General features: G+C 76.8%; 26 protein-coding genes. 17 read left to right on the forward strand and 9 right to left on the reverse strand.

Features of this window, described 5'->3' with window-relative positions; all coding sequences use genetic code 11:
* Window positions 1-45: 45 nt before the first annotated feature.
* Both ACI78Z_RS18515 and ACI78Z_RS18520 read right to left on the reverse strand, forming a co-directional pair.
* Complete coding sequence (locus ACI78Z_RS18515) at window positions 46-534, reverse strand: DUF3515 domain-containing protein (protein ID WP_457038006.1); 489 nt, start codon at window positions 532-534, stop codon at window positions 46-48.
* Between the two features lie 125 nt (window positions 535-659).
* Window positions 660-893: an Lrp/AsnC ligand binding domain-containing protein gene (locus tag ACI78Z_RS18520; protein ID WP_457038007.1), complete on the reverse strand. Its 234-nt coding sequence runs from the start codon at window positions 891-893 to the stop codon at window positions 660-662.
* 92 nt (window positions 894-985) lie between these two features.
* Here ACI78Z_RS18520 and ACI78Z_RS18525 point away from each other — a divergent pair, with 92 nt between their 5' ends.
* Genes ACI78Z_RS18525 through ACI78Z_RS18535 form a run of 3 tightly spaced genes read left to right on the forward strand, consistent with a single transcriptional unit; the run spans window position 986 to window position 3,142 of the window.
* The gene (locus ACI78Z_RS18525; RefSeq protein WP_457038008.1) at window positions 986-2,020 is read left to right on the forward strand and encodes a thiamine-phosphate kinase; all 1,035 of its coding nucleotides are present in this window, start codon (window positions 986-988) and stop codon (window positions 2,018-2,020) included.
* On the forward strand, window positions 2,004-2,513 hold the full coding sequence (locus ACI78Z_RS18530; protein WP_457038009.1) for a GNAT family N-acetyltransferase: 510 nt from the start codon (window positions 2,004-2,006) through the stop codon (window positions 2,511-2,513). The genes ACI78Z_RS18525 and ACI78Z_RS18530 overlap by 17 nt, the downstream gene beginning before the upstream one ends.
* A complete protein-coding gene (locus tag ACI78Z_RS18535) occupies window positions 2,510-3,142 on the forward strand; it encodes a cytidylate kinase-like family protein (RefSeq protein WP_457038010.1) in 633 nt (210 codons plus the stop codon). Before ACI78Z_RS18530 ends, ACI78Z_RS18535 begins: the two co-directional genes overlap by 4 nt.
* 106 nt (window positions 3,143-3,248) lie before the next feature.
* Here ACI78Z_RS18535 and rpmB read toward each other — a convergent pair whose 3' ends face one another.
* Window positions 3,249-3,440 (reverse strand): 50S ribosomal protein L28, encoded by a 192-nt coding sequence (gene rpmB, locus ACI78Z_RS18540; protein ID WP_012950027.1) that lies wholly within the window; start codon window positions 3,438-3,440, stop codon window positions 3,249-3,251.
* A gap of 174 nt (window positions 3,441-3,614) precedes the next feature.
* On the opposite strand from rpmB, the gene ACI78Z_RS18545 reads away from it, so the two are divergent.
* The 12 genes from ACI78Z_RS18545 (at window position 3,615) to smc (ending at window position 16,189) form a co-directional block, all read left to right on the forward strand.
* Window positions 3,615-5,237 (forward strand): DAK2 domain-containing protein, encoded by a 1,623-nt coding sequence (locus ACI78Z_RS18545; RefSeq protein ID WP_457038011.1) that lies wholly within the window; start codon window positions 3,615-3,617, stop codon window positions 5,235-5,237.
* Window positions 5,238-5,248: 11 nt separating this feature from the next.
* Complete coding sequence (recG, locus tag ACI78Z_RS18550; protein ID WP_457038012.1) at window positions 5,249-7,420, forward strand: ATP-dependent DNA helicase RecG; 2,172 nt, start codon at window positions 5,249-5,251, stop codon at window positions 7,418-7,420.
* A 73-nt stretch (window positions 7,421-7,493) separates the two neighbouring features.
* Window positions 7,494-8,048, forward strand: a complete 555-nt coding sequence (gene rsmD / locus ACI78Z_RS18555; RefSeq protein WP_457038013.1) for a 16S rRNA (guanine(966)-N(2))-methyltransferase RsmD — start codon at window positions 7,494-7,496, stop codon at window positions 8,046-8,048.
* A complete protein-coding gene (gene coaD, locus ACI78Z_RS18560) occupies window positions 8,045-8,527 on the forward strand; it encodes a pantetheine-phosphate adenylyltransferase (protein WP_457038014.1) in 483 nt (160 codons plus the stop codon). Before rsmD ends, coaD begins: the two co-directional genes overlap by 4 nt.
* Window positions 8,524-9,216, forward strand: a complete 693-nt coding sequence (locus tag ACI78Z_RS18565; protein ID WP_457038015.1) for a hypothetical protein — start codon at window positions 8,524-8,526, stop codon at window positions 9,214-9,216. The genes coaD and ACI78Z_RS18565 overlap by 4 nt, the downstream gene beginning before the upstream one ends.
* A gap of 136 nt (window positions 9,217-9,352) precedes the next feature.
* Window positions 9,353-10,000, forward strand: coding sequence for a YceD family protein (locus ACI78Z_RS18570; RefSeq protein WP_457038016.1), 648 nt, complete (start codon window positions 9,353-9,355; stop codon window positions 9,998-10,000).
* A 1-nt stretch (window position 10,001) separates the two neighbouring features.
* Window positions 10,002-10,181, forward strand: a complete 180-nt coding sequence (gene rpmF / locus ACI78Z_RS18575; protein WP_457038017.1) for a 50S ribosomal protein L32 — start codon at window positions 10,002-10,004, stop codon at window positions 10,179-10,181.
* A 17-nt stretch (window positions 10,182-10,198) separates the two neighbouring features.
* A complete protein-coding gene (gene rnc, locus ACI78Z_RS18580; protein WP_457038018.1) occupies window positions 10,199-11,029 on the forward strand; it encodes a ribonuclease III in 831 nt (276 codons plus the stop codon).
* A 6-nt stretch (window positions 11,030-11,035) separates the two neighbouring features.
* Window positions 11,036-11,938, forward strand: a complete 903-nt coding sequence (gene mutM, locus ACI78Z_RS18585; RefSeq protein ID WP_457038019.1) for a bifunctional DNA-formamidopyrimidine glycosylase/DNA-(apurinic or apyrimidinic site) lyase — start codon at window positions 11,036-11,038, stop codon at window positions 11,936-11,938.
* Window positions 11,935-12,204: an acylphosphatase gene (locus ACI78Z_RS18590; RefSeq protein WP_457038020.1), complete on the forward strand. Its 270-nt coding sequence runs from the start codon at window positions 11,935-11,937 to the stop codon at window positions 12,202-12,204. Before mutM ends, ACI78Z_RS18590 begins: the two co-directional genes overlap by 4 nt.
* A gap of 149 nt (window positions 12,205-12,353) precedes the next feature.
* Window positions 12,354-12,545, forward strand: a complete 192-nt coding sequence (locus ACI78Z_RS18595) for a hypothetical protein (protein WP_091445619.1) — start codon at window positions 12,354-12,356, stop codon at window positions 12,543-12,545.
* 77 nt (window positions 12,546-12,622) lie between these two features.
* Window positions 12,623-16,189: a chromosome segregation protein SMC gene (gene smc / locus ACI78Z_RS18600; protein WP_457038021.1), complete on the forward strand. Its 3,567-nt coding sequence runs from the start codon at window positions 12,623-12,625 to the stop codon at window positions 16,187-16,189.
* Between the two features lie 24 nt (window positions 16,190-16,213).
* On the opposite strand, the gene ACI78Z_RS18605 is transcribed toward smc, so the two are convergent.
* On the reverse strand, window positions 16,214-17,032 hold the full coding sequence (locus ACI78Z_RS18605) for an endonuclease/exonuclease/phosphatase family protein (protein ID WP_457038022.1): 819 nt from the start codon (window positions 17,030-17,032) through the stop codon (window positions 16,214-16,216).
* A 4-nt stretch (window positions 17,033-17,036) separates the two neighbouring features.
* The gene (locus tag ACI78Z_RS18610; protein ID WP_457038023.1) at window positions 17,037-18,716 is read right to left on the reverse strand and encodes an alkaline phosphatase D family protein; all 1,680 of its coding nucleotides are present in this window, start codon (window positions 18,714-18,716) and stop codon (window positions 17,037-17,039) included.
* Window positions 18,717-18,787: 71 nt separating this feature from the next.
* Here ACI78Z_RS18610 and ftsY point away from each other — a divergent pair, with 71 nt between their 5' ends.
* Window positions 18,788-20,014, forward strand: a complete 1,227-nt coding sequence (gene ftsY / locus ACI78Z_RS18615) for a signal recognition particle-docking protein FtsY (protein WP_457038024.1) — start codon at window positions 18,788-18,790, stop codon at window positions 20,012-20,014.
* 171 nt (window positions 20,015-20,185) lie between these two features.
* On the forward strand, window positions 20,186-20,689 hold the full coding sequence (locus ACI78Z_RS18620; RefSeq protein WP_457038025.1) for a hypothetical protein: 504 nt from the start codon (window positions 20,186-20,188) through the stop codon (window positions 20,687-20,689).
* Here the strand turns inward: ACI78Z_RS18620 and ACI78Z_RS18625 are convergent.
* From ACI78Z_RS18625 to ACI78Z_RS18640, 4 genes are read right to left on the reverse strand one after another with little or no spacing between them, the layout of a single operon-like run.
* On the reverse strand, window positions 20,659-21,417 hold the full coding sequence (locus ACI78Z_RS18625) for an energy-coupling factor ABC transporter ATP-binding protein (RefSeq protein WP_457038026.1): 759 nt from the start codon (window positions 21,415-21,417) through the stop codon (window positions 20,659-20,661). The genes ACI78Z_RS18620 and ACI78Z_RS18625 overlap by 31 nt on opposite strands.
* A complete protein-coding gene (gene cbiQ / locus ACI78Z_RS18630; RefSeq protein WP_457038027.1) occupies window positions 21,414-22,196 on the reverse strand; it encodes a cobalt ECF transporter T component CbiQ in 783 nt (260 codons plus the stop codon). Before cbiQ ends, ACI78Z_RS18625 begins: the two co-directional genes overlap by 4 nt.
* A gap of 1 nt (window position 22,197) precedes the next feature.
* The gene (locus ACI78Z_RS18635) at window positions 22,198-22,572 is read right to left on the reverse strand and encodes a PDGLE domain-containing protein (RefSeq protein WP_457038028.1); all 375 of its coding nucleotides are present in this window, start codon (window positions 22,570-22,572) and stop codon (window positions 22,198-22,200) included.
* Window positions 22,569-23,270 carry an energy-coupling factor ABC transporter permease gene (locus ACI78Z_RS18640; RefSeq protein ID WP_457038029.1) on the reverse strand — a complete coding sequence of 234 codons (702 nt, stop codon included), beginning with the start codon at window positions 23,268-23,270 and terminating at the stop codon, window positions 22,569-22,571. The genes ACI78Z_RS18635 and ACI78Z_RS18640 overlap by 4 nt, the downstream gene beginning before the upstream one ends.
* Window positions 23,271-23,670: the final 400 nt, after the last annotated feature.

Genomic DNA, 23,670 nt, shown 5'->3' on the forward strand with positions numbered 1-23,670 from the left:
GTCCCGCCGCGAGCTCGCGAGTGGCGGGGGCAGGAGGGCCCTCTCTCAGCCGGCGGCGTCGACCGGCTGGATCGGGAGGGCGTCGTTGATGACCGGCCCGAGCGCGGTGACCGGCGCGCTGTCGGTGTCGGCGGAGACGGTCACCTGGACGTACACGGGCCGGTCGACGGCGGTCCAGACGATGCGGTCGGGGTCGCTGGTGTCGACCAGCCAGTTGACGCCGTTGACCTGGATCAGCGGGGACGTCGGCGCCAGGGCGGCCGGCCGCGCCACCCCGCAGACGAGCACGACCGGCGGCTCGCCCCAGGCGTAGGCGTAGGGGGAGTCCGACTGCACCGGCCGCGACGGTTCACCGGCCAGCTCCAGCGGCAGCGCGCCCATCAGCGCCGGGCAGTGCGCGTCGGCCTCCGGGGTCACCGGCGGGACCTCCACCGGCAGCGGCGGCAGGTCGGCCCGCTCCGGCACGGGGGTGCCCTCGATGTCGGCGACCGCGCCGTCGGCGTCGTCGTCCCCGCCGAGGACACGGGTCAGCACCAGCAGCACCACGACCAGCGGCAGGACGACGGCGGTGACGACGAGCGCGATGCGCCGCAGCGGGTCGTCCGGCCGGGACGGCCGCGAGGTCTGCTCCGGGGCCGGGGTGTTCTCGCTCAGGGCGCTCAGATGTTGACGACGGGGCAGGTCAGCGTGCGGGTGATGCCGTCGACCGACTGCACGCGGGCGACGACCAGCCGGCCGAGCTCGTCGACGGTCTCCGCCTCCGCCCGCACGATCACGTCGTAGGGGCCCGTGACGTCCTCGGCCGTGGTGACACCCGAGATCTCGCTGATCGTCGACGCCACCTGGGCGGCCTTGCCGACTTCGGTCTGGATGAGGATGTAGGCGTGGACCACGGGAGACCTTTCCTCGGGCGGCGCTGCGGGTGCGGTGTCCGCGCCGGTGGGCGGACAGTTGCGCAACCTACCCCAGCGACCTGGAGTGACCGGTGACTCGTCCCCGTCCGTTGGTCCCGCGCGACGACCCCGCCGACAGCGTGCGGGTCGTCGGCGAGTTCGGCGTCATCGCGCGCGTGCTGGCCCGCTCCGGCACCGCCCCGGTGGCCGACGTCGGACCCGGTGACGACGCCGCCGTGCTGCGCGCACCCGACGGCCGCGTGGTCGCCACCACCGACGTCCTGGTCGAGGGCCGGCACTTCCGCCGGGACTGGTCCTCGGCCGAGGACGTCGGGCACAAGGCGGCCGCGGCCAACCTCGCCGACGTCGCCGCGATGGGCGGGGTGACGACGGCGCTGCTCGTCGGGCTGGCCTGCCCGCCGGACACCCCCACGACGTGGCTCGAGGGCGTGGCCGCGGGGCTGGCCGCGGAGTGCGCGCCGCTGGGTGCGGCCGTCGTCGGCGGGGACACGGTCGCGGCGGCCCCGGACAGCGGCGCCGTCGTCCTGTCGGTGACCGCGCTGGGCGACCTGGGCGGCCGGGCCCCGGTGCTGCGCTCGGGGGCCCGGCCCGGCGACGTGCTGGCCCTGGCCGGGCGGCTGGGCTGGTCCGCGTGCGGGCTGGCCGTGCTGCGGCGGGGGTTCACCAGCCCGGCCGCGGCGGTGGCCGCGCACCGCCGTCCGGCGCCGCCGTACGCGGCCGGACCGGCCGCCGCGGAGGCCGGCGCGACGGCGATGTGCGACGTCAGCGACGGTCTGCTGGCCGACGCCGGGCACCTGGCCGAGGAGAGCGGTGTGCTCGTCGACGTCGACCGGGCCGCGCTGGTCCGGGCCACCCTGCAGCTGCCCGGCCCGCTGCAGCAGGTGGCGGCCGCCCTGGGCGGGGACCCGATGGCGTGGGTGCTCACCGGCGGGGAGGACCACGCGCTGGTGGCCACCTTCCCCGCCGGTGCCGACCTGCCGGGGGGCTGGTCGCCGATCGGCACCGTGCACGCGGGGGAGCCCGGCGTGCGGGTCGACGGCGAGCCGGCCGAGGCGGTGGCCGCGGCCGTCGGGGCGGAGGGGACCGGGCATGCGCACTTCCGCTGAGGTCCGGCTGGCCGACGGCCGTTGCGTCGCGCTGCGGGCGGTGCCCTACGACGACCCGCTGGCCCGCGACATGGTGGCCCGCGTGCAGCAGGAGTACGTGACCCGCTACGGCGGCCCCGACGAGGCGGTCGTGGACCCGGCCGAGTTCGCGCCGCCCGTGGGGCTGTTCCTCGTCGCCGAGGTCGACGGCGTCCCGGCCGGGTGCGGTGCCTGGCGGGTGCACGAGCCCGGCGTGGCCGAGGTCAAGCGGGTGTACGTGGCGCCGGCGTTCCGCCGGCAGGGGCTCGCGCAGCTGCTCATGGGCGCGCTCGAGGAGAGCGCGGCCGCCGCCGGCGCCCGCTCGGTGGTGCTCAACTCCGGCTCCCGGCAGCCCGAGGCGCTGGCGCTGTACGCCGCGCTCGGCTACACCCCCGCCCCCGGGTACGGCATCTACGCCGACGCCCCCGGCGCGGTGTTCCTCGGCAAGCGGCTGGCAGGGGAGGAGGAGCGGTGACCGGAGCCGGCGTGGTGACGATCTCGGCCTCCTACGGCGCCGGCGGCGCGGAGGTCGGGCCCGCGGTCGCCGCGCGGCTGGGCCTGGTCTTCCACGACCGCGCCATCCCCGCCCAGGTGGCCGGCCGGCTCGGCGTCCCGCTGGCCGAGGCCGAGGCGAACGACGAGACCGTGGCGCGCGGGCTGTGGCGGATCGTCGCCTCGCTCGGCACGATGCCCGACCCGATGGGCGGCGTCGTCCCGGTGACCGAGCAGCTCGACGAGCGGACCTTCCGCCTGCAGACCGAGCGGGTGGTGCGCGAGATCGCCGAGGGGGCGGGCGGGGTCGTCCTCGGCCGGGCCGCCGCGCTCGTCCTCGGTGACCGGCCCGACGCGCTGCACGTCCGGCTGGACGGCCCGCCGGAACGGCGGCTGGAGGCGGCGGTGGCGCACTCCGGGCGCCCGTACGAGGAGGTGCGCCGGGAGATGCGGGCCAACGACGCGGCCCGGGAGGGGTACGTGCGGCGGAACTACCGCGTCGACCCGGCCTCGCCGCGCAACTACCACCTGGTCATCGACAGCACCGCCCTGCCGCTGCAGACGGTGATCGACCTGGTGGTGGACGCCGCCCGCGCCCGCGGCATCGGCTGAGCCGCCCCCGTTCCGCCGGGGAGGGTGCGAGGTCAGCCGGCCCGGAACGCGACGGAGCCCGGAGGTCCGAGGACCTCCGGGCTCCGTCCAGCCGGTTCAGCGACCGTCAGGCGCGCACGACCTTGCCTGCGCGGATGCACGAGGTGCAGGCGTTGATGCGGCGACGGTTGCCCGGGGCGACGAGCGCCCGCACGGACTGGATGTTCGGGTTCCAACGGCGCGGCGTGCGGCGGTGCGAGTGCGACACCGACATACCGAAACCGGGCCCCTTGCCACAGACATCGCACACGGCAGCCACGGTGGATCACTCCCAGAGATTCGTTTCACGGACGGCGGCACGCCGACGCGCCCGCACACAGACCAACGGAGAGTCTAACCGCTCCCCGGCGAGGACGTCGCGGAGGGCCGCGGGAACCTGCCCTGGGCCGGTCGTGCGCCCGGTCCCGTCGCTCCGCGTGGGTACCCTCCGGCCGTGCTGCCGGCGCTCGACGACGCCGCGGTCGGCCAGTGGTGCCGGGCCGCGGTCGCCGCCCTGTCCGCGGCCCGGGGGCGCATCGACGACCTCAACGTCTTCCCCGTGCCCGACGGCGACACCGGCACGAACCTGCTGGCCACCGCCGAGGCCGCCCTGGCCGCGCTGGACGAGGCCGGCCCCGGCCGCACCGAGCCGGCCTGGGCGCTGGTGGCGCGCGGCGCCGTGCTGGGCGCCCTCGGCAACTCCGGCACCATCCTCGCCCAGCTGTGGCGCGGGCTGGCCGACCAGCTGGCGGGACAGCCCCCGGCCGACGGGCCCACCCTCGCCGCGGCCCTGCAGAAGGCCGCGGATGCCGCCTACGGGGCGGTCGCGGACCCCGAGGAGGGCACGTTCCTCACGGTGGCGCGGGCCGGTGGCGAGGCCGCGGTCGCCGCGGTCGCCGCGGGCGACACCGCCCTGGGCGACGTCGTCCGGGCCGCGGCCGACGGTGCCCGCGCCGCCCTGGAGGCGACCCCGGGGCAGCTGGCCGCGCTCCGCGACGCGGGCGTGGTCGACGCCGGGGGAGCGGGGCTCTGCCTGGTCCTCGACGCGCTGGTGACCACGGTGACCGGCGTCGAGCCGGCCCGACCGTCGTTGGAGCGGCACCCCGAGCACCGCCCCCACGGGCACCACGGCCACGACCACGACGACCGGCCCCACCAGCCCCCCGCGGGGCCGGGCAGCGAGGTGCAGTACCTGCTCGCCGGGAGCGACGAGGCGGCCGTGGCGCGGCTGCAGGACCGGCTCGCCGCCCTCGGCGACAGCCTCGTGATCGTCGGGGTCGACACCCCCGGCGGTCGCGAGTGGAACGTGCACGTGCACGTCAGCGACATCGGCGCCGCGATCGAGGCCGGCATCGAGGCCGGCCGGCCGTACCGCATCTCGGTCACCCCGCTGGCCCCCGTGCGCCCCCCGGCGCCGGTGCCCGACGCGCGGGCCGTCCTGGCGATCGTCCCCCAGGGCCGGCTCGCCGAGCTCTTCGCCGACGAGGGCGCCACCGTCGTCCCCTGCGGGCCGGGCGGGGTGACCGAGGACGACGTGCTGGCCGCGGTCCTGGGGTCCGGCGCGGCCGGCGTGGTCGTGCTGCCCAACGACCCGACGGTCACGGCCGTGGCCTCGCGCGCGGCGGAGCGCGCCCGCGAGGAGGGGCGGGACGTCGCCGTCGTCCCCACCCGCTCGCCGGTGCAGGGCCTGGCCGCGCTCGCCGTCGCCGACCCCGCCCGCCGCTTCGGGGACGACGTGATCACCATGGCCGAGGCGGCCGCGGCGACCCGGTGGGCCGAGGTCACCGTCGCCGAGCAGGAGGCGCTGACCAGCGCGGGCCGCTGCGCGCCCGGTGACGTGCTGGGCTCGGCGGAGGGCGACGTCCTGCTCATCGGCGCGGAGCCGGCCGCGGTCGCCTGCGAGCTGCTCGACCGCATGCTGTCCGCCGGCGGCGAGCTGGTCACCCTCGTCGCCGGTGCCGACGGCGCCCTCGCCGACGCCGTCTGCCGGCACCTGGCGGGCCGGCACCCGACGGTCGAGGTGACCCGGTACGACGGCGCGCCCGAGGGGGTCCGGCTGCAGGTGGGGGTGGAGTAGTGGCCGTCGGGATGACGACCCGGCTGGACCGGGTGCTCGGGGCCAAGACGGCCAGGGCGATGGCCGAGTCGCTGGGGCTCCACACGGTCCGCGACCTGCTGCGGCACTACCCGCACCGCTACGCCAAGCGGGGCGAGATGACCCGGCTGGACGACCTGCAGGTCGGCGACCGGGTCACCGTGCTGGCCCAGGTCCGCTCGGTCGACAGCCGCCCGATGAAGCAGCGGCGGGGCACCCTCACCGAGGTCACCGTCGGCGACGGCGCCGGGACGATGAAGCTGGTCTTCTTCAACCACCGGCACACGCGGCTGGTGCCGGGCGCCTGGGGCCTGTTCGCCGGCACGGTGAGCGAGTACCGCAGCCGGCTGCAGTTCGCCCACCCCGACTGCCACCTCATGACCGGGGACGCCGACGACGAGGACTGGGCCCGGGCGCTCATCCCCATCTACCCGGCGAGCAAGGACGTCTCCAGCTGGGTGATCCAGCGCTCGGTGAAGCTGCTGCTCGACGCCTCCGGCGGGTTCGGCTTCGTCGAGGACCCGCTGCCCGAGGAGCTGCGCCGCCGCCACGGGCTGCCCAGCCTCCCGGCCGCGCTGCTCGACGTCCACCGGCCGATCTCCGACGCCGACCACGAACGGGCCGCGCACCGGCTCAAGTGGGACGAGGCCCTCACCCTGCAGCTGACCCTGGCGGCCCGCCGCCGCGCCGCCGCGCTGGAACCCGGTGTGGCCCGGCCGCGGCGGGCCGGTGGCCTGCTGGACGCCGTCGATGCGGCGCTGCCCTTCGCGCTCACCGACGGGCAGCGCGAGGTGGGCGAGGAACTGGCCGCGGAGCTCGCCCGCGAGCAGCCCATGCACCGGCTGCTGCAGGGCGAGGTCGGCGCGGGCAAGACCGTCGTCGCGCTGCGCGCCATGGCCCAGGTCGTCGACGCCGGCGGGCAGGCGGCGCTGCTGGCTCCCACCGAGGTGCTCGCCGCCCAGCACGCACGCAGCATCGGCGCGATGCTCGGCCCGCTCGGCCGGGCCGGGGAGCTGGACGGCGACCCCGCCGGCACCCGCGTGGTGCTGCTCACCGGCTCGCAGAAGGCCGCCGCCCGCCGGCAGGGCCGCGCCTCGGTGGCCGACGGCAGCGCCGGCATCGTCGTCGGCACGCACGCGCTGCTGCAGGAGGGCGTGGACTTCGCCGACCTCGGCCTCGTGGTGGTCGACGAGCAGCACCGCTTCGGGGTCGAGCAGCGCGACGCGCTGCGGGCCAAGGGCAACCGGCCCCCGCACGTGCTGGTGATGACCGCGACGCCGATCCCGCGGACGGTCGCGATGACCGTCTACGGCGACCTGGAGACCTCCACGCTGCGCCAGCTGCCCGGCGGTCGCGGCGGGGTGGCCAGCTCGGTGGTCCCCGTCAAGGACAGGCCGGCCTGGCTGGACCGGGCCTGGGAGCGACTGCGCGAGGAGGTCGCCGCGGGTCGCCAGGCCTACGTCGTGTGCCCGCGCATCGGTGAGGACGCCGCCACCGAGGAGGAGCCCGACGACGCCGACGGTGCCCCGCCCGAGGGCGGGTCCGACCGCCGTCCGCCGCTGGCCGTCCTCGACGTCGCCGAGGAGCTGCGCGCCGGTCCGCTGGCCGGCCTGCGCGTGGAGGTCCTGCACGGCCGGATGACCCCGGAGGCCAAGGAGGCCACCATGCGGGCCTTCGCCGCCCGCGAGGTCGACGTCCTGGTCGCCACCACCGTCGTCGAGGTCGGCGTCGACGTGCCCAACGCCACCGTGATGGTCGTCATGGACGCCGACCGCTTCGGCGTCAGCCAGCTGCATCAGCTGCGCGGCCGGGTCGCCCGCGGCCGGCACCAGGGCCTGTGCCTGCTGGTCTCCGAGGCGTCCACCTCGTCGGCGACCGGGCAGCGGCTGGCGGCGGTGGCGAGCACCTCGGACGGCTTCGAGCTGGCCCGGCTGGACCTGGAGACCCGGCGCGAGGGCGACGTGCTCGGCGCCGCGCAGTCCGGCCGCCGCTCGGGCATCCGGATGCTCTCGCTGCTGGAGGACGAGCAGCTCATCGCCGAGGCCCGCACCGAGGCCACGGCCCTCCTGGCCACCGACCGCGGGCTGGCCGACTTCCCCGGTCTGGCGATGGAAGTGGCCGCGCTGGCCACCGACGAGCGCGCCGAGTACCTGGAGAAGGCGTGAGCGAGCTCGCGTGCTCGCGGATGGGCGCAGCCCCCCCGGGCATGCGGTCGACGAGCGTCAGCGAGGACGGCGCGTGACCCGTCTCGTGTCCGGCGTCGCCGGCGGACGGCGGCTGAAGGTGCCGCCGTCGGGCGTGCGGCCCACCGGCGACCGCGCCCGGGAGGGGCTGTTCAACAGCCTCGGCACGCTGCTGGACCTCGAGGGCGCCTCCGTCCTGGACCTCTACGCCGGCTCCGGCGCCCTGGGGCTGGAGGCGCTCAGCCGCGGGGCGGCCCACGTGGTGTTCGTCGAGAACGGCCCGCGCGTGCTGCCGGTGCTGCGGGCCAACCTCGACGCGGTCGGTCTGCCCGGCGGGCGGGTGGTGGCCGGCTCGGTGCCCACCGTCGTCGCCGGGCCACCGCCGGCCCGCTTCGACCTCGTCCTCGCCGACCCGCCCTACGCCACACCGCTGACCGAGGTCCTCGGCGTGCTGGAGGCGCTGGTCACGGGGGAGTGGCTGGCCGAGGACGCCGTCGTGGTGGTCGAGCGGCCCAGCCGCGAGGCGCCCTTCGAGTGGCCGACACCCCTGCGCGGACTGCGCGATCGCCGCTACGGCGAGGCCGTGCTCCGGTACGGTCGCTGTCCGTGAGGCGAGCGGTCTGCCCCGGGTCGTTCGACCCCGTGACGAACGGCCACGTCGACGTCATCACCCGGGCCGCGGCCCTCTACGACGAGTTGGTCGTCGCCGTCCTGGTGAACCCCGGCAAGGCCGGGCTGTTCAGCGTCGACGAGCGCATGGCGCTGCTGCGCGACGCGGTCGCCGACGTGCCGAACGTGACCGTCGACAGCTTCCAGGGCCTGCTCGTCGACTACTGCCGGACCAACGACATCCCGGTGATCGTCAAGGGCCTGCGCGCGGTCAGCGACTTCGAGTACGAGCTGCAGATGGCGCAGATGAACCGCGAGCTGGCCGGGGTGGAGACCCTGTTCGTGCCCACCGCCCCGCAGGTCGGGCACCTGTCCTCGAGCCTGGTCAAGCAGATCGCCACCTTCGGGGGCGACGTCTCGGGGCTGGTCCCCAAGGCCGTGCACGAGCGGCTCCTCGCGCACCGGGGGGAGGCGACGTGACGGAGGTCGTCTACCGGCTGTACGAGACCGTCGACGAGCTGAGCAGCGTCATCGAGAACGCGCGCAGCGTGCCGATGTCCGGCGGCTCGTGCATGGTCCCCCGTGACATCCTGCTCGACCTGCTCGACGACCTCCGGGAGAACCTGCCCGAGGAGGTGCACAAGGCGGGCGCGATCGTGGAGCAGCGCACCGAGATCCTCCAGCAGGCGCAGGCAGAGGCCGAGCGGCTGACCGGCCGCACCCGCAGCGAGACCGAGCAGGTGGTCGGCACGGCCCGGCGGCAGCGCGAGGAGATCCTCGCCACCGCGCGCCGCCAGCGCGACGACCTGCTCGCCCGCGCCCAGGCCGAGGCCGAGGACATCCTCGCCCGGGCCGAGGAGGAGGCCGAGCAGATCGTGGAGGAGGCCCGCCGTCACCACGAGGCGGTGCTCGCCGACGCGCAGGCCCAGCAGGCGGAGATCCTGGCGGCCGCGCAGGTCGAGCACGAGCGGCTGGTCAGCGAGACGGAGGTCTACCGGGGTGCGGTGGACCGCGCCGACGAGCTCGGGGCGCAGACCGCGGCGGACGTCGCCCGGATGCGCACGGAGGTCGACGAGTACGTCGACACCCGGCTGGCGGACTTCGGCGGCACGCTGGAGCGGATGCTGCGCTCGGTGGAGAAGGCGCGCGCCACCCTCCGGGAACCCTGAGCTCCCCGCCCGCCTTCCGCCTCCGCACCGGAACGGCGGCGCTCCGCCCATCGGGTAGGCTGGGTCCCCGGTCCGACCGCCGGAGGTCCGCGCGCCCCGGCCGGCCACCTCCCTGATGCCTACCGCGAGTACCGACATGCCTGCCGCACCGCCGCCCCGCCCAGGCGCCGCGTCCCCGGACGCCCGGCGTCCCGGCGCCAACCCCTGGTTCGTGGACCTGCGGGAGCTCGGTCGTCGCGCGGGGTCGATGCACGAGCTGGAGCGCACGCTCCCCGCCCCCGCGGACTGGCGGGTCGAGCTCATCGGCGTCCCCGAGGGCGCGGAGGTGTCGCTGCGGCTGCGGCTGGAGTCGGTGATGGAGGGCGTGCTCGTCTCCGGCGAGGTCGACGTCCCCGTCGTCGGGTCCTGCGCGCGCTGCCTGGAGCCGGTCGAGGACGCCCTCGAGCTCGACGTCCAGGAGCTGTTCGCCTACGAGGGCAGCACGACCGAGGCCACCAGCGAGGAGGACGAGGTCCGCACCGTCGAGGGCGAGCACATCGACCTCGAGCCGATGGTCCGCGACCTCGTCGTCCTGAGCCTGCCCCTGGCGCCGACCTGCACCGAGGACTGCGCCGGGCTGTGCGTCGACTGCGGGCAGCGGCTCGACGACCTGCCCGCCGACCACACCCACGAGCAGCTCGACCCGCGCTGGGCCGGGCTGGCTCAGCGCTTCGGCGGCTCGCAACCCGACCGTCCCACCTCCGCACCGGGCACCCCCGGTGCGGGCGACCCAGAGGAGAACTGACGTGGCCGTCCCGAAGCGGAAGATGTCCCGCTCCAACACCCGCGCCCGGCGTTCGCAGTGGAAGGCCTCCGCGCCCACCCTGTCGCCGTGCCCGAACCGGGCCTGCGGCCAGCCCAAGCCGCCGCACCAGGCCTGCCCGAACTGCGGGCAGTACGCGGGCCGTCAGGTCCTCTCGGTCTGACCTCGCGAGGACCAGCCGTGGGGACGACGGCCGCCGGCACCCAGCCCGCTCCGGGCGGGGCGGCCGGTCGTTCGCCGGCCGGCGCCGCCCATGCCGACCGCGCGGCCGCCTGGCTCCTCGACGCCCTCGGCGTCGAGCTGCCCGGCGGCCTGCTGGCGTTGGCGCTGACCCACCGGTCCTACGCCTACGAGCACGGCGGGCTGCCGACCAACGAGCGCCTGGAGTTCCTCGGGGACTCGGTCCTCGGCCTGGTCGTCACCGACGAGCTGTACCGGCGCCACCCCGAGCTGCCCGAGGGCCGGCTGGCCAAGCTGCGCGCCTCGGTGGTCAACATGACCTCCCTGGCCGGCGTCGCCCGCCGGCTCGGCGACGGCGGTCTGGGGCCGCACCTGCTGCTCGGCCGCGGCGAGGAGACCACCGGCGGCCGGGAGAAGGACTCGATCCTCGCCGACGCGGTCGAGGCGCTCATCGGCGCCGTGCACGTCGGGCGCGGCCTGGACACCGCGGCCGAGATCGTGCACCGGCTGTTCGACCCCCTGCTCGACCAGGCCGCCACCCGCGGCGCCGGCCTGGACTGGAAGACCAGCCTGCAGGAGCTCGGCGCGCGGCTGGGGCTGGGTGCGCCGACCTACGTGGTCGAGGACACCGGCCCCGACCACGCCAAGACCTTCACCGCCGCCGTCGTCCTCGCGGGCACGGCGTACGGGCGCGGCGCCGGGCGCACCAAGAAGGCCGCGGAGCAGGAGGCGGCCGAGGCCGCCTGGCAGGCGCTCTCCGACGGCGCGGGGTCCGACGGTGCGGGAGCCGACGACGACGCGACCGTCCCGGCCGGGCCCGGCGCGAGCTGAGCCGACGTGCCCGAGCTGCCCGAGGTCGAGGTGGTCCGGCGCGGACTGGAGCGCTGGGTCGCCGGGCGCACCGTCGCCGCCGTCGAGGTGCGGCACCCGCGCGCCGTCCGCCGTCACCTCGAGGGCGTCGAGCACTTCGTCGCCGCGCTGACCGGGCGCACCCTCACCGCCGCCCACCGCCGCGGCAAGTACCTGTGGCTGCCCCTCGCCGAGGCCGACGGCACACCGGCCGGGCAGGCGCTGGTCGGGCACCTCGGGATGAGCGGCCAGCTGCTGGTCGAGAAGCCCTCCCAGCCCGACGAGACCCACCTGCGTGCCCGGTTCACCTTCACCGACGGCGGCCGCGAGCTGCGCTTCGTCGACCAGCGCACGTTCGGCGGCCTGGCGGTGGAGGAGTGCGGCGGGGGCGGTGAGGCGCGCGGAGCCATCGCGGAGCAGATCCCCGGCCGGCTGGCGCACATCGCCATCGACCCGCTCGACGAGGGCTTCGACGCCGACCGGTTCAGCGCCGCGCTGCGCCGCCGCCGCACCGAGGTCAAGCGGGCGCTGCTGGACCAGACGCTGATCGGCGGGGTCGGCAACATCTACGCCGACGAGTCGCTGTGGCGGGCCCGGCTGCACGGCAACCGCCCCACCGACCGGCTCACCCGGGCCCAGGTGGCCGACCTGCTGGAGGGGGTGCGGGACGTGCTGACGGAGAGCCTGGCGCAGGGCGGCACGTCGTTCGACTCGCTCTACGTCGACGTCAACGGCCAGAGCGGCTACTTCTCCCGGCACCTGGCCGTCTACGGCCAGGCCGACCGGCCCTGCCCGCGCTGCGGGACGCCGATCGTGCGCGAGTCCTTCATGAACCGGTCCAGCTACAGCTGCCCGACGTGCCAGCCGCGCCCGAGAGCCCGACGGTCGTGACCAGGCGCGTGACGGCCCTGGTCTCGGGTTCGGTGCAGGGCGTCGGCTACCGCTGGTTCGTCCGCGGACGCGCCGACGCGGCCGGTCTGGCGGGGTCGGCGACCAACCTGCCCGACGGGCGCGTCGAGGTCGTCCTCGAGGGTCCGGACGCCGCGGTGGCCGCCGTCCTGGCCGATCTGCAGGGTCCGCGGGCGCCCGGCGCGGTGACGCGGGTCGACGTCAGGGACGAGCCGGCACAGGGCAGCACCGGGTTCACGACGGCGTGACGAACGCGACACCGCCCCGACACGGGAGGGTTGGAGTGTGCCCGTTGACCTGCGTGTCCGGGCCTGTCACCCTGGGAACACACGGACCGCGCCGACCGTCGTACGGGGCGCAGGTCATCCCTCCACGCAGTCGAAAGGCCGTTTTTGCCATGGCCAAGGCCCTGTTCGGTCACGTCGTCGCCCCCGCGGAGCTCCGAGTAGCCGAGGAGAACGCCGTCCTGCGAGCCCGCGTGCGTCGACTGGAGCAGGAACTGCAGGAGCTGCGCGCCCAGCGCGACGCCGCCATCGCCCACGAGCTGCTGAGCCTGGCCGGCGACAACGCCGAACCGGCTCTCGCCTGACGCCGTAGGCGTCGCTGTCCCCGTCCGGAGGCTCACCCCGAGCTCGTGAGGGGTGAGAGGGACGGGGTCCTTCCGCTGTGCATCTCTCGAGCCTGACGCTCAAGGGCTTCAAGTCCTTCGCGTCCGCGACGACCCTGCGCCTCGAGCCGGGGATCACCGCCGTCGTCGGTCCCAACGGCTCCGGGAAGTCCAACGTCGTCGACGCGATCGCCTGGGTCCTGGGCGAGCAGGGCGCCAAGAGCCTGCGCGGCGGCAAGATGGAGGACGTCATCTTCGCCGGCACGGCCGGCCGCCCCGCGCTCGGCCGGGCCGAGGTGACGCTCACGATCGACAACGCCGACGGCGCGCTGCCGATCGACTACACCGAGGTCTCGATCACCCGGCGCATGTACCGCTCCGGGGAGAGCGAGTACGAGATCAACGGGGACAAGGTCCGGCTGCTCGACGTCCAGGAGCTGCTCAGCGACTCCGGCATCGGCCGCGAGATGCACGTCATCGTCGGTCAGGGCCAGCTCGACGCCGTCCTGTCCGGCCGCCCCGAGGACCGCCGCGCCTTCATCGAGGAGGCCGCGGGCGTCCTGAAGCACCGCAAGCGCAAGGAGAAGGCGCTCCGCAAGCTCGACGCGATGCAGGCCAACCTCGACCGGCTCACCGACCTCACCGCGGAGCTGCGCCGCCAGCTCAAGCCGCTGGGGCGGCAGGCCGAGGCCGCCCGCCGCGCGGCCGGCGTGCAGGCCGACCTCCGCGACGCGCGGCTGCGGCTGCTCGCCGACGACCTCGTGCAGCTGCGCGACGCACTGGACAGGGACGTCGCCGACGAGACCGCCGCCCGGCAGCGCCGCGCCGCCGTCGAGGCCGAGCTGGCGCGCACGTCGGCGCGCGAGTCGGCGCTGGAGTCCGAGCTGGCCGCGGACGCCCCGGTGCTGGCCGCGGCCCAGGACACCTGGTACCGGCTGTCCGCCCTGACCGAGCGCTTCCGCGGCATCGCCCAGCTGGCCGCCGAGCGGCACCGGCACCTCTCCGCCGCCCCGCCCGCGGCCGCCGCCGGCCGGGACCCCGACCAGCTCGAGGCCGAGGCCGACCGGGTCGCCGCCACCGAGGAGCAGCTCGCCGCGGGGCTGGCGGCCGAGCGCGGCCGGCTGGCCGCCGCCGTCGCCACCCGCACGGAGCAGGAGACCGCGCTCGCCGCGGCCGAGCGCGCCTGGGTCGCCGCCGCCCGCGCGCTGGCCGACCGCCGCGAGGGGCTGGCCCGGCTGTCCGGCCAGGTCGCCGCGGCCCGGTCGCGTGTGGCGGCGGGGGAGTCGGAGATCGAGCGGCTGGCCCTGGCCGCCGGCGAGGCCGCCGACCGCGCCGAGGTCGCCGCCGAGCGGCTCGCCGAGCGTCGCGAGGCGGTCGCCGAGCAGGAGGACGGCGACGTCGCCCTGGTCACCGCGCACCAGGACGCCGTCGCCGCGCACGCCGAGGCGGCGACGGCGGTCACCGAGCTGGCCGCCGCCGAGCGGGCCGCCGAACGCGACCGCGCCTCCTGGCAGGCCCGCCGCGACACCCTCGCCCAGGGCCTCGCGCCGGCCGATGGCGCCGCCGCCGTGCTCGCCGCCGACCTCCCCGGCGTGCTGGGACCGGTGGCCGAGCGCGTCACCGTCGCCCCCGGTGCGGAGGTCGCGCTGGCCGCAGCCCTGGCCGGCATGGCCGACGCGCTCGTCGTCGACTCCGTCGCCGGCGCCGCCGCCGCCCTCGCCCACCTCAAGGACGTCGACGGCGGCCGGGCCGGTCTCGTCGTCACCGGCGGGCTGCCCGCGCTGCCGCGCGAGGGCTGGCCACGGCTGCCCGAGGGCGTGCGCTGGGCCCGCGACCTCGTCGACGCACCCGAGGAGTTGCTCCCCGCGCTGGACCGCGCCCTGGACCGGGTCGCGGTCGTCCCCGGCCTGGCCGCCGCCGTCACCCTCGTCGGCACCCACCCCCGGGTGCGGGCCGTGACCGCCGACGGCGACCTGGTCGGCTCCGACTGGTCGGTCGGCGGCCAGGCCAACGCCCCGTCCGGGCTCGAGGTCCGCGCCCGGGTGGACGACGCCGAGCGGGAGCTCGCCGCCGCGGCCGCGCGCGCCGCCGAGCTCGCCGACCGGCTGGCCGCGGCCCGGGACACCGCCCGTGCGCGCTCCGCCGACGTCGACGAGGCCCTCGCCGCGCGCCAGGCCGCGGACCGCACCCGCTCGACCGTCGCCGCGCAGCTGGCCGAGCTCGGTGCCGCCGCCCGGTCGGCCGGCGCCGAGGCGGAGCGCTCGGCCGCCGCCCGCCTCCGCGCCGAGCAGGCGCTGGAGCAGGCGCGGACCGCGCTCGCCGGGCTCGAGCAGCGGCTGACCGAGGCCGAGGCCGCACCGGTCGCCGACGAGCCGGACCCCGCGGAGCGGGACCGGCTGCGGCTGGAGGCGGCCGCGGCGCGGCAGGCCGAGACCGAGGCGCGGCTGGCCGTCCGCACCGCCGAGGAACGGGCCCGGGCGCTGTCCGGGCGGGCGGAGTCGCTGCGCCGGCAGGCCCGCCAGGAGCGGGCCGCCCGCGAGCGCGCCGCCGCGGCCCGGGTCGCGCGCGAACGCGGTGCGCGGGTCGCCGCCCGGGTGCGGGCCGGCGCGGAGACCGCGCTCACCGCGCTGGCGTCGTCCCTCGCCCGGGCGGCGACCGAGCGCGACGAGCTCGCCCGCGTGCGCACCGCCCGCGAGGCCGAGCTGCTCGAGGTGCGCGTCGCCGTCCGCTCGGCCACCGGCGAGCTGGAGCGGCTGACCGACGAGGTGCACCGCGACGAGGTGGCCCGCGCCGAGCAGCGCTACCGCATCGAGGCGCTGGAGGGCCGGGCCGCCGAGGAGTACGGCGTCGACCTGCCCACCCTGCTCGCGGAGTACGGCCCGGCCGCCCTCGTGCCGCCCGGCCCGGCGCAGGTCGCCGCCGCGCAGACCGCGGGGGAGCCCGAGCCGCAGCCGGTGCCCTACGACCGCGCCGCCCAGGAGCGCCGCGCCGCCAGGGCCGAGCGCGACCTCGCCACGCTGGGCAAGGTCAACCCCCTCGCGCTGGAGGAGTTCGCGGCGCTGGAGGAGCGGCACGGTTTCCTCGCCACGCAGCTGGAGGACCTCAAGGCCACCCGCCGCGACCTGCTCACCGTCGTCCGCGAGGTGGACGGCCGCATCCACGACGTCTTCGCCTCCGCCTTCGCCGACGTGCAGCGGGAGTTCGAGCAGGTCTTCGCCGTCCTCTTCCCCGGCGGGCACGGCCGGCTGCACCTGACCGACCCCGAGGACATGCTCACCACCGGCGTCGAGGTGGAGGCCCGCCCGCCCGGGAAGAAGGTCAAGCGGCTGTCGCTGCTGTCCGGCGGTGAGCGCTCGCTGACCGCCGTCGCGCTGCTCGTGGCGATCTTCCGGGCCCGGCCGTCGCCGTTCTACGTGCTCGACGAGGTCGAGGCCGCCCTCGACGACGTCAACCTCGGCCGGCTGCTGACCCTCGTCGAGCAGCTCCGCTCGACCTCGCAGCTGATCGTCATCACCCACCAGAAGCGGACGATGGAGATCGCCGACGCGCTCTACGGCGTCAGCATGCGCGGCGACGGCATCACCGGGGTCATCAGCCAGCGCCTGCGCGAGGCCGAACCGGCCTGACGGCGGTTTCCGCGGAAACCGCCGCTAGACGCCGGAGCGGACCTGCAGGTCGACGACGAGCGGCAGGTGGTCCGAGGCGCCGGCGCCGTCGAGCACGTGCGCGCGGGTCACGTCGACGCCGGGAGTGACCCACACCTGGTCGATCCGCCGGCGCGGGCGCCGGGCCGGGTGCGTCTCGCCGTGCCCCAGGTGCCAGAAGCGCCAGCCGGCCCGGTCCTCGCGGTCGGGCGCCAGCTCCCACGCGTCGCTGAAGCGCCCGGTCAGCCCGGCCAGCTCGGGGGCCTTCCTGGGGTCGGCGTTGAAGTCCCCGACGAGGACGCCGGTCTCCATCGGCTCGGTGTGCAGCGCCGCGATCGCGGCGATCTGCTCGGCGCGCTCCTCGGGGGACCGGGTGGACAGGTGGGTGTTCGTCACCCACAGCGCGGCGCCGTCGAGCTCGACCATGGTGCGCAGCGCACTGCGCGGCTCGCCGCCGCCGGGCAGCGGGTGGACGTCGCTGACGAGGATGGGCAGCCGGGACAGCAGCGCGTTGCCGTACTGGCGGCGCAGCCCCCTCTCGCGGCGCGGCTCGTCGATCGCCGGGCCCCACGCCAGCTGCATGTCCAGCGCGCGGGACAGCAGCAGCGCCTGGTCGACGTCCTCGCTGCGCCCGCCGAAGTGCCGGTCGACCTCCTGCAGGCAGATGACGTCGGCGTCGGCGGCCGCGAGCACCGCGGCCAGCCGCGGCAGGTCGTGACGGCCGTCGACCCCGACGCCGTGGTGGGTGTTGAAGGTGACGAGCCGGACGGGGACCGGCGGCTGGTCGGGGCCGGGAGCGGGCCTCGTGCCCAGGGGGTCGGTCACCCCGTCAGCCTGTCACCTCCGCCGCGACGGGGTCGGACAGCGGCAGCTCGGCGACCAGCTCCAGGTGCTCCTGGCCCACCCCGACCCGGTCGGTGACGAACAGCCGGAAGGAGGCGTCCCGGTCGTGCAGCACCAGCTCCCCGATCTGGTTGCCGAAGTAGGGGCCGGCCTGCTTGGCCCAGTCCAGCTCCGAGGGTCGGACCCGCGCCAGCCGGGACAGGCCCGTGGTGAGCCGGCGGGCCCAGCGACTCCACCCGATCCGGAAGCCGACCCGGATCGGGTGGGGCGCCTGGTTGTGCAGCGGGGACACGGTCAGCTGGTGCACGCGGGTGGTGAGGTCCCCGGGCCGGACCAGTTCGGCGGCGTAGGCGTGGTGGACGTCGCCGGAGAGGACCAGCGCGGTCGCCGGCGCCCGGCCCTGCTCGCCCCGGGCCAGCGCGACCAGGGCCCGGCCCAGCCGCTCGAAGGAGTCGCCGAACGCCGCCCAGTGCTCGAGGTCGGCGCTCTGCCGCAGCTGCTCGGAGACCCAGCCGAGCGGCCGGCCGAGGTGCCGCCGCACGAGCGTCTCGTTCCACCGCTCGACCTCGTGGATGGCGTGCGGCAGCAGCCACGGCAGCGAGGTGCCCAGCACCAGGTGCTCGACGTCCTCGTCGACGGCGCGGCGCATCGCCGCCTCGACCCAGGCGAACTCGTCCTCGTCGAGCATCCCGCGGGCGGACTCGTCCAGCACCCGGCCGGCCCGGCTGTCGATCACGATCATCCGCGCCTCGCCCCAGTGCCGCACGTAGCTCCAGCGGATGGAGCGCGGATCGCGGTCGGCGGCCTCGGCCATCGCCTGCAGCACCGGCTCGGCGTCGTCCCGGTGCTCCTGGACCGCCTGCCAGGTGGTGTTGTCGGCCAGTTCCTGCGGGCTGAGGTTGCCCAGGTGCTGGTAGACCCAGTAGCTCACCAGCCCGCCGCAGATCCGGCTGGTCCACCAGTCCTGACCGGTCACCTTGCGACGCCAGGCGGCGGAGGTGTTCCAGTCGTCGATCATCTCGTGGTCGTCGAAGATCATCGACGACGGCACGGTCGAGAGCAGCCAGCGCACCTGCGGGTCGCTCCAGGACTCCGCGTAGAGCCGGGTGTACTCCTCGAAGTCGTCGACCTGGGCGTCGTGCGGGGCGTGCGCCTGCCGGCGCAGCGACAGCCAGTGCCGGGTCGCCGGCGTCAGCTCGTCGGCGTAGACCTGGTCGCCGAGCAGCACCAGCGCGTCGGGCCACTCGGTCTCCGGCTGCCCGACCAGCCGTGCGGCGTAGCAGTCCAGCGCGTCGGGCGGGATGCCCTCGGCGGCGTCGACGGTGCTCGGCGTGGCGTAGCGGCAGGAGCCGAAGGCGACGACGAAGGGACCCGGCCGGCCCGGCGTCCGGATGCGGCTGGCCGGGAACGGCGATCCGGCCACGGGCCAGACCCGCTCGCCGTCGAGGTGCACCTCGTAGGGGGTGGTGCTCCCGGGCGCCAGGTCCTCGACGAGCACCAGCGCGTAGTGGTGGCCGCCGACGGCGAAGGTGCGGGCGCGGCGGCCGAGCACCTCGACCTCGCAGGGCCGGTCGGTCTCCACCCACACGGTGGCCGACACCGGGTCGACGTGCCGCAGCAGGGGACCGATCAGGAGGACCGGGCTCTCCCGGCCGGGCAGCGGCATGCCGCCCAGGGTGGCCCACCGGCGCGGGTTCCGCACCGACCCCGGTCCCGGGTGCTGGGAGACTGGGGGCCATGGAGTTCGTGCTGATCGCGATCGCGATCCTGCTCGTCGGGCTGGTCCTGGGGGTCAGCCTGCTCGTCGGTCGGGGCCGGCGCACCACGCGCCTGGACGACGACGCCGCCGTCGGCACCACGCTGACCCGGCCGCGCCCGCCCAGCCCCACGACCGAGGCGCCGCCCCGGCCGTCGGGGGCGACGGCCAGCGGGCTGGGGACGACGGCCGAGCCGGACGCCGTGTCGCCCGAGGCGCCACCCGAGGTCGAGCTGCCCCCGGCCGCCCCCGAGCCCGGCCTGGTCTTCGAGACCCCGCCGCCGTCGGCCGGCCGGCTGGTGCGGCTGCGGTCGCGGCTGGCCCGCTCCCAGTCGAACCTGGGCCGCGGCCTGCTCACCGTCCTGGCCCGCGAACGGCTCACCGAGGACGACTGGGAGGAGGTCGAGGAGACCCTGCTCGCGGCCGACGTCGGCGTGGCGGCCACCCAGCAGATCGTCGACCGGCTGCGCACCCAGTCGATGGTGCTGGCCACCGCGTCGGGCCCGGAGCTGCGCCGGCTGCTGGTCCGGGAACTGACGACCGTGCTCGGTCCCGACCTCGACCGGTCCCTCGGCGTGGACCGGCACGACGGGCTGCCGGGGATCGCCCTGGTCGTCGGCGTCAACGGCGCGGGCAAGACCACGACGGTCGGCAAGATCGCCCGCGTGCTCGTCGGCGACGGCAAGAGCGTCGTCCTGGGCGCCGCGGACACCTTCCGCGCCGCCGCGGCCGACCAGCTGGAGACCTGGGGCGAGCGGGTCGGCGTCCTCACCGTGCGCGGCCGCGAGGGGGCCGACCCGGCGTCGGTGGCCTTCGAGGCGGCACGCACCGGGGTCGAGGGCGAGGTGGACACCGTCGTCGTCGACACGGCCGGCCGGCTGCACACCAAGGGCGGCCTCATGGACGAGCTCGGCAAGATCAAGCGGGTCGTCGAGAAGGTGGCTCCGGTGACCGAGGTGCTGCTCGTCCTCGACGCCACGACCGGCCAGAACGGCGTCGTCCAGGCCCGCGTCTTCACCGAGGCGGTGACCGTGACCGGCGTCGTCCTCACCAAGCTCGACGGCACCGCGAAGGGCGGCATCGTCGTCTCGGTGCAGCGCGAGCTCGGCATCCCGGTCAAGCTCGTCGGGCTGGGGGAGGGCGCCGACGACCTGGCGCCGTTCGAGCCGGAGGCGTTCGCCGAGGCGCTGGTCGGCGGCGCGGACTAGGTGAAGGACCACCCTTCCCCCAACGCCCCGGAGGCTCGGCGCGGGCCCCTGGAGGGTGGCCATCCCTCGCGTGTTCGGGGTGGGCCGCTCGGGACCTGGGGCCGCATCGCCGGCCCGGGGGCGGGCCCGGCCGAGAACACCGGCAGCCTCGCGCTCGGGCTGGCCGGCGCGGTGCTCGCGCCCGGCCTCGCCCACCGCCCTGCACCCGGGGCCGCGGCGCCGGTGCTGCGGCTGCTGGCGCTCGACCTGTGGGGCGGGGCGTGGTGCAACAACACCCCCGCGGCGGCGCGCTGGTACCACCGCGAGGGTCAGGGGGCCGCGCAGCACCTCGCCTTCGCCGCCGGGCACCTGCACCCGGTCGTCCTCGCCCTGCTGGACGACGGCCCGGAGCGGTCCCGGCTGCGGTGGGCCGCCGCCCTGTACGGCTACCTGCTGGTCGCCACCGCGGCCCTCACCGCCGTCCGCGGCCGCCGCGCGCGGCGGGCTCTCGGGCTGGCCACCACGGTCGGCGGGGTGCTCCTGGACCGCGCGCTCGGCCCCTCGCCGAGCGCGCCCTGGTTCGCGCCGGTCTTCTTCGTCAAGCTGCTGGCGGGCCACGCCGCCGGGGCCGCGCTGCTGCCCGCCGACCCGCTCGCCGCGTGCCCTCAGGGCACGGTGCGCGGGTCGAACCCGTAGGGCAGCTCCAGCCGGTGGCGGGCGAGCAGGTCGGGGTCGGCGAGCAGCTCGCGGGTCGGTCCGTCGGCCACCACCACCCCGCCGTCGAGGACGACCGAGCGAGGGCACAGCTGGAGGGCGTAGGGCAGGTCGTGGGTGACCATCAGCATGGTCACCGGCAGCGACTCCAGGACCTCGGCCAGCTCGCGCCGCCCGGCCGGGTCGAGGTTGGACGAGGGCTCGTCGAGCACCAGGACCTCCGGGTGCATCGACAGCACCGTGGCGACGGCGACCCGCCGCCGCTGGCCGAAGGAGAGGTGGTGCGGCGGCCGGTCGGCGGCCCCGGTCATGCCGACCTGCGCCAGCGCGGCGGCGACGCGCGCCCGCACCTCGGCCTCGGGCAGGCCCAGGTTGCGCGGGCCGAACGCGACGTCCTCGCCGACGGTGGGCATGAACAGCTGGTCGTCGGGGTCCTGGAAGACGATGCCGACCCGCCGCCGGACCTCCTGCAGGTTCCGCCGGTCGACCGGCAGCCCGGCGACGTGCACGCTGCCGCGGCCACCGGTCAGGATGCCGTTGAGGTGCAGCACCAGCGTGGTCTTGCCGGCGCCGTTGGGCCCGAGCAGCGCGACCCGCTCGCCGCGCCCGACCCGCAGGTCGACCCCGTAGAGCGCCTGGTGGCCGTCGGGGTAGGCGAAGGCGAGGTCCTCGACGAGGAGCGAGGGCGCCTCGGCTGCGGGGCCGGTCACCCGAGCAGCAGACCGGACGCCAGGACGGCGGCCGCACCCAGCGGGAGGGCGAGGGCGGTGAGCCACGCCTGCGCGGGCACCGCCGCGGCCGGCGCGCCCGGCATCCGGCCGGTGTAGCCGCGGGACAGCATCGCCAGGTGCACCCGCTCGCCCCGCTCGTAGGAGCGGACGAAGAGCGACCCCGCGGCGGGGCCGAGCACGCGCAGCGCGGAGAGGTTGCGGCCGACGAACCCGCGGGACTCGCGGGCCACCCGCATCCGCTTCAGCTCGCCGCCGACGACGTCGGCGTACCGGATCATGAACATGAGGATCTGCACGAGCAGCGAGGGCAGCCGCAGCCGCTCGAGTCCGGCCAGCAGCGCCCGCGGCTCGGTGGTGGCGGAGAGGACGACGGCCGCGAGCACCGACAGCGTCGCCTTCGCGAGCAGGCCGCCGGCGGCGGCCAGGCCGCTCGCGGAGACCGCGATGCCGGCGACCTCGACCCGCGGGCCCTGCGCCACGAACGGCAGCAGGAGCGCGAACAGCACGAACGGCACCTCGATGACCAGCCCCCGGGCCAGCCGGCCCGGCCCGACGCCGGCCACGGCCGCAGCGAGGAGCACCAGCGCCAGGTAGCCGCCGTAGGCCGCCCACGACCAGGCGGCGTGCACGGGGGTGGCCACGACGACCAGCGCGAAGCCGAGGACGGCCACCAGCTTGAGGTGCGGCTGCAGCCGGTGCACGGGGCTGTCCCCGGCGAGGTACGCGGCACCCAGGACGCCGCCGTGCACCGCGGTCACCTCAGTCCTCCGCGCTCGTGGCGGACCGGCCGCGGCGGCGCAGCAGGAGCGTGAGGCCCCCGGCGAGCGCCAGGGTCACCAGGACGCCGATGACGCCGGCCAGCCCGCCGGAGAGCCGCTCGGAGTCGACGCCGGCCACGCCGTAGTCGGCGAGCGGCGAGGTCGCCGCCGCGCTGTCCTCGGCCGTGTCGAGGAAGCCGGACTGCTCGGCGGCCCACTCCAGCCCGTCGGGGGAGGCGCTGGCGTACCAGCTGACGACCCCGGCCACCGCCAGCGCCACGGCCAGGCCGACGAGCCAGAGGCTGCGGCCGCGCCGGACCGTGGTCCCCGGCTCGCTCCGGCCCGTCGGAGCCGGCACGGTCGCGGAGCCGCTCACCGGGCACCCGCCGGCACCGAGGTGGGCCGCCCGGCCAGCAGGGCGGCCCGGCGCAGCGCTCGGGCGCCGTGCACCAGGTCCGGCCGGACGGCCAGGACCGCACCGACCACCGCGACGGTGATCGCGGCCTCGCCGAGCCCGATGAGCACGTGCACGCCGCCCATGGCCGCGGCCACCGTGCCCAGCGCCACGTCGGCGACCCCGCCGAGCGCGAAGAGGCCGACGAACGCCAGCGCCGCCACCGGCACCGACAGGAAGGCACCCGTGCCGGCCGCGGCGAGCACCCCGCCGCGCGTCGTCGGCAGCACCGCCGTCAGCAGGCGGAAGGCCGCCCAGCCGACCGCGATGGCGACCAGGCCGAGCAGGGTCACGTTGGTCCCGAGCGCGGTCAGCCCGCCGTCGGCGAACAGGAGGGCCTGCACCATCAGGACGACGGTCATGCACAGCACCGCTGTCCACGGGCCGACGAGGACCGCGGCGAGCACCCCGCCCATGAGGTGGCCGCTGGTTCCCGCGGCGACGGGGAAGTTGACCATCTGCACGGCGAAGACGAAGGCGGCGGTGAGGCCGGCCAGGGGGGCGGTGCGCTCGTCGAGCTCGCGCCGGGCGCCGCGGAGGGCGAGGGCGATGCCGCCGGCGGCCACGGCGGCCGTGGCGGCGGACGTCGGGGCGTCGAGGAACCCGTCGGGTACGTGCACGCTGCCTCCTCGGGAGGGCTGCCCTGCCGCTGCGGCGGGCGACTGCCGGAGACCTTATTGCAGCTCGCTCGCAGTTGCACATGGCTTGCAACAAGCCGCAACCCGCACCCGGTGGTGGGACGGCGCAACACGGAGGGAACACGGGCGCCGGACACGCGGGCCGGAGTTCACCGCCCGGAAACAGCGGCGTGCCGGTCGTCGAAACGTGCCGGCGGCACGGTGAACGCCACGTCGCCCCTCCGCGGAGGGGTGCCGGTCAGCCCCCGGCCCGGGCGTCCCTCCGGCGTCCCGGCCCCGCCCCGGGGGGGGGGGGGGGGGGGGGGGGGGGGGGGGGGGGGGGGGGGGGGGGGGGGGGGGGGGGGGGCGGGGGGGGGGGGGGGGGGGGGGGGGGGGGGGGGGG

The organism is Geodermatophilus sp. SYSU D01176, assembly GCF_054050015.1.

What these genes read in the sequence shown, in the direction of transcription:
- ACI78Z_RS18530 (WP_457038009.1), top strand. Translation starts at nt 2,004, where the DNA reads ATGCGCACTTCCGCTGAGGTCCGGCTGGCCGACGGCCGTTGCGTCGCG.
- recG (WP_457038012.1), top strand. Translation starts at nt 5,249, where the DNA reads ATGACGACCCGGCTGGACCGGGTGCTCGGGGCCAAGACGGCCAGGGCG.
- ACI78Z_RS18570 (WP_457038016.1), top strand. Translation starts at nt 9,353, where the DNA reads ATGCCTGCCGCACCGCCGCCCCGCCCAGGCGCCGCGTCCCCGGACGCC.
- ACI78Z_RS18595 (WP_091445619.1), top strand. Translation starts at nt 12,354, where the DNA reads ATGGCCAAGGCCCTGTTCGGTCACGTCGTCGCCCCCGCGGAGCTCCGA.
- ACI78Z_RS18610 (WP_457038023.1), bottom strand. Translation starts at nt 18,716, where the DNA reads ATGCCGCTGCCCGGCCGGGAGAGCCCGGTCCTCCTGATCGGTCCCCTG.
- ftsY (WP_457038024.1), top strand. Translation starts at nt 18,788, where the DNA reads ATGGAGTTCGTGCTGATCGCGATCGCGATCCTGCTCGTCGGGCTGGTC.